Origin of the sequence: Allobaculum sp., from assembly GCF_047010065.1 — a bacterium.
Taxonomy (GTDB): Bacteria; Bacillota_I; Bacilli_A; order Erysipelotrichales; family Erysipelotrichaceae; genus Allobaculum; species Allobaculum fili.
This window is the reverse complement of the sequence record NZ_JBKXLD010000143.1, coordinates 1-3,738: the sequence shown is the minus strand read 5'-3', so window position 1 is coordinate 3,738 and position 3,738 is coordinate 1. Positions and strand designations below refer to the sequence as shown.

4 protein-coding genes are annotated in these 3,738 nt (G+C 52.7%); all 4 read right to left on the bottom strand.

All coding sequences use genetic code 11. From position 1 onward, the window contains the following. Positions 1-339: gluconeogenesis factor YvcK family protein (locus tag ACLUYS_RS09545; protein WP_412659731.1), on the bottom strand; the 339-nt coding region annotated here is incomplete at its 3' end. Continuing rightward, positions 336-1,199, bottom strand: a complete 864-nt coding sequence (gene rapZ / locus ACLUYS_RS09540; RefSeq protein ID WP_288821011.1) for an RNase adapter RapZ — start codon at positions 1,197-1,199, stop codon at positions 336-338. The genes ACLUYS_RS09545 and rapZ, both read right to left, overlap by 4 nt. A 119-nt stretch (positions 1,200-1,318) precedes the next feature. Further along, positions 1,319-2,020, bottom strand: coding sequence for a potassium channel family protein (locus ACLUYS_RS09535; RefSeq protein ID WP_230268347.1), 702 nt, complete (start codon positions 2,018-2,020; stop codon positions 1,319-1,321). A 131-nt stretch (positions 2,021-2,151) separates the two neighbouring features. Next, positions 2,152-3,453, bottom strand: a complete 1,302-nt coding sequence (locus ACLUYS_RS09530) for a TrkH family potassium uptake protein (protein WP_412659729.1) — start codon at positions 3,451-3,453, stop codon at positions 2,152-2,154. Between the last annotated feature and the right edge of the window lie 285 nt (positions 3,454-3,738).

The following is a 3,738-nucleotide window of genomic DNA, read 5'->3' as shown; positions in this document are numbered from 1 at the left end:
CAGGGCCTGTACGGCGCCCATGAAGGAGCCGGTAATGTCCATAAGCGCCAGAAAGATCAGATTGCCCAGCTGATGACCGCCGATGTCGCTCGATCCGCTGAAACGGAAGTTCATCAAATCCGCAAACAGGTGGTCATCTTCGACTTCCGCCATGGCGCAGAGAACATGGCGGATATCGCCCATGGCTGGAGTATGGTAAATATCGCGCAGCCTCCCGGTGGATCCGCCGTCATCCGCTACGGTGATGACGGCCGTGAGCGAGATATCTTCGAGATGCTTGAGACCGCTCATCATCGCGGAAAGACCAGTACCACCGCCAATGACTACCACATTTTTCATGCTTCATCCTCCTTGACGGCATCGCGATGGAAGCAGTACGTCTTGTACTCCTTCCTGTACTGTTCATTGAGCCAGTTGCAGACGCTGACCGAACGGTGCTGACCGCCCGTACAGCCGATCGCCACGATGATGTGGTTCTTGTTCTGCGAACGGTAGGCTTCAAACACGAAGTCGAGATAGTCTTTCAGACGCCGGCTGAATTCCCGGGTTTCTTCGCGTTCCATGACGTACTTGTACACTTTTTCGTCATTGCCCGTCAGATCCTTGAGGGCCGGTTCATAAAACGGGTTGGGCAGAAAGCGGACGTCGATAATTTCATCGGCATCCATCGGCACGCCGTGCTTGAACCCAAACGACTGGAACGTAATCGCAAATTCCGGTTCGGTCGGGTTTTTGAAATACGGTTTGAGCGCGTTGACCAGCGCCTGCGGGGTCAGCCGCGTGGTATCGAGGTGAAGGGTATCCTTCATGTTTTCTTCAAGGTTTTTAAAGGAATCGCGTTCGAGCTCAATCGCTTCTTCGAGCGTGGACGCCTGATTTTTCAGAAGCAGCGGATGCATGCGGCGCGTAAAGCGGTAGCGCAGCAGCAGTTCTTCATCGCTGGCATCCACAAAGATCACCTGCAGCGGACGGCTGAGGGCGTCAAAGAAGTTCATGAAATCGACGTAGTCCTGACTCGACGCCGTCAGAGCCAGACGGTCGTAAGCCGGATCATCGCTTTCCATCAGTTTTTCCAGGGAGTTCAAAAGCTCCTTCGGGAAGTTGTCAATGCAGTTGTAGCCAAGATCGGCGAGCGCATTCATGGCAGAGGTTTTACCCGCACCGGACATGCCGGTAACGAGGACAAGCTGTTTTTCCACAGAGATCGCTCCTTTCTTTGGATTAACTTCGTATTATTCTATCAAACAAAGATGGCAGAAATCCGGTACAGAACAAATTCTTCTGTTCTGTCTGCACCAGCCTTCTGCCGTCCATTGAATCAGTCTGCGTTGGATTGTTCGAAAACGCGGATATTTTCGTTGGATCCGATGACGATGATCGTTTCATTGTCTTCGAATACGTAGTTCGGATCAATTTCCTCGATCGTTTCATCGCCTTTCTGAATGGCGATAATCGAGATGCCGTATTTCTGTCGAAGTGCGAGATCTTTCAGCGGCTTGCCGATGAAATTGTGCGGCACTTCGATCTGGGCGATATCGATATTTCCCGATACAGAGAAGTAATCGATGACGCGCTTGTTGGACAGCTGGTTGGCCAGCCGCTCCCCCATCTCCCATTCCGGGTAGACGGCTTTCGCGCCGATCTTTTCGAGAATCGATCCCTGGTCCTTGGAGTTGGCTTTGGCGATGACCGTAGGCACTTTCAGATTCAGGCAGTAGAGCGTCGCCAGAATGTTGGCATCCATCTGCGAACCGATCGCGATGATCGCGGCGCTGCAGTCGGCCACACCGATTTCTTCGAGCGATTTCTGATCGAGATGATTGATGACATAGGCGTAATCCGTCAGATAGCGCAGTTCCCGTACGCGATCCGGATCTTTATCGACAATGATGACTTCCTGCCCGTTGGCAACGAGCGTCTGCGCAACGGCGGAACCAAAACGGCCCAGCCCGATTATGACGAATGTGCCCTGCGAGGGCATCTCGATCGATTTTTCCTGTTTGTTTTGCTTAAAGAACATGAAGTATCTTCCTTCCCCAAAAACACTTTTCCAGCCTCGCGGAACGCATTTTTACCGATTCCGTCACGGGCTTCATTTCTATACCGGCTGCCTGTCCATTCTGGGCGGGCAGTTTTTCTTTATCTTATGGATCAGCCGATCAGCACATTTTCTTCGGTGAACGAAGCGGAATGGGCGCGGCCGGTCACGAGCAGGTTGGCAATGGTCACCGGACCAAGTCGGCCGGTAAACATGACGACAATCAGAATCACACGCGATACCGGCTGCAGCGACGCGGTAATGCCGGTACTGCTTCCGACGGTCGCAAAGGCGCTGACGACTTCCGTCAGCACGTCAGAAAGCGCGAGATGGCTTTCGGCTACACAGATCAGAAAGGTCGCGATAAAGACGACCATCAGTCCGTAAAAGAGAACGGTGAATGCCTGCGTGAATACCAGATTGGGGACTTTGCGGAAAAAGCAGCTGTCCTCATCATGGGCCGTACTCGAGGAGATGGCTTTCAGGCCGATCACAAAGGCGGTTGTCGTTTTAATACCGCCGCCCGTCGAGTTTGGCGAGGCGCCGATAAACATCAGAACGATGAATACCAGCAGCGCGCCGTTGGAAAACGCGGAAAGCGGATAGGACGCGAAGCCGGCGGTTCGGGCAATGACCGACTGAAACCAGGCTTCGAGCCACGTCTGTCCGGTCGTGAACTTCAGCAGAATCGTTCCGGCACTGAGCAGGAAGACCGTCATGAACGCGGCGATCTTCGTCGTCAGCGACAGCTTGCGCCAGCAGAATTTTTTCTTCCACAAATCGATCAGCGCCAGAAAGCCGAAGCTTCCGATAATAACCAGAATGGAAATCGTCATGCAGAAAGCGGCGTCTCCCGCAAAGGGAATCAGCGAATCCCCGCCTGCAAACACGTCAAAGCCGGCGTTGTTAAACGCGGAAACGGAAAGAAAGCAGGCATGGCCAAATGCCTGAAGCGGATTAAAGTAGCGCATGAGCGGAAACCACAGGCAGATCGCGCCGATGGCTTCGAACGTAAAGGTGATGCGCAAAATGATCGTCGCCAGCTTCTGCAAATCGAAATAGTCGGTCAGATTTTGGGCGGCGACAAACAGGGACCGCGTTTTCAGACCCATTTTGCCGCCAGCGACGCGTATGAGCAAAATGCCCAGCAGGACAACGCCCATACCGCCGATCTGGATCAGAATCGCCAGAACGAATCGTCCAAACAAATTGAAGGTCTGTCCGGGGACGACTACCGTCAGACCCGTTACGCATACGGCACTCGTGGCTTCAAACAGCGCATCCAGAAAATTCAGCTGCTTTCCCGGCATCAGTGAAATGGGAAGCATGAGAAGAATGGCGCCGATCAGAATGACCAGACCAAAGCCGCCGGCCAGAAGTCTGGCCTGGGGCGTCCGGTTAAACCACTTGTGCATCGTAAAGCCTAACCTTTTTTTCCTTAGAAATGTCATACCAGATATCCTTGTGACCATCGAGTCCAGGCTCGACGGGAAAACAAAACCCTGCAAAGCGACAGAAAACGCATGCCCTTCAAATCATTTCAAAGGGAATACGAACGCTGCAGAACGATACCGCAGGATACACCCGAATCCAGACGGTTTCTCAAATGGAGGCGGGCATCCCTGAAAATTTCTTCTTTTGAAAAAAGCAAATTTCTGGCAGTTCTGCTTTTTTGCCAACGTGCAGGACATCAACAATAT

Excerpts from the sequence above, each read along its gene's own strand:
- ACLUYS_RS09535 (WP_230268347.1), bottom strand. The coding sequence starts at position 2,020 with ATGTTCTTTAAGCAAAACAAACAGGAAAAATCGATCGAGATGCCCTCG.
- ACLUYS_RS09530 (WP_412659729.1), bottom strand. The coding sequence starts at position 3,453 with ATGCACAAGTGGTTTAACCGGACGCCCCAGGCCAGACTTCTGGCCGGC.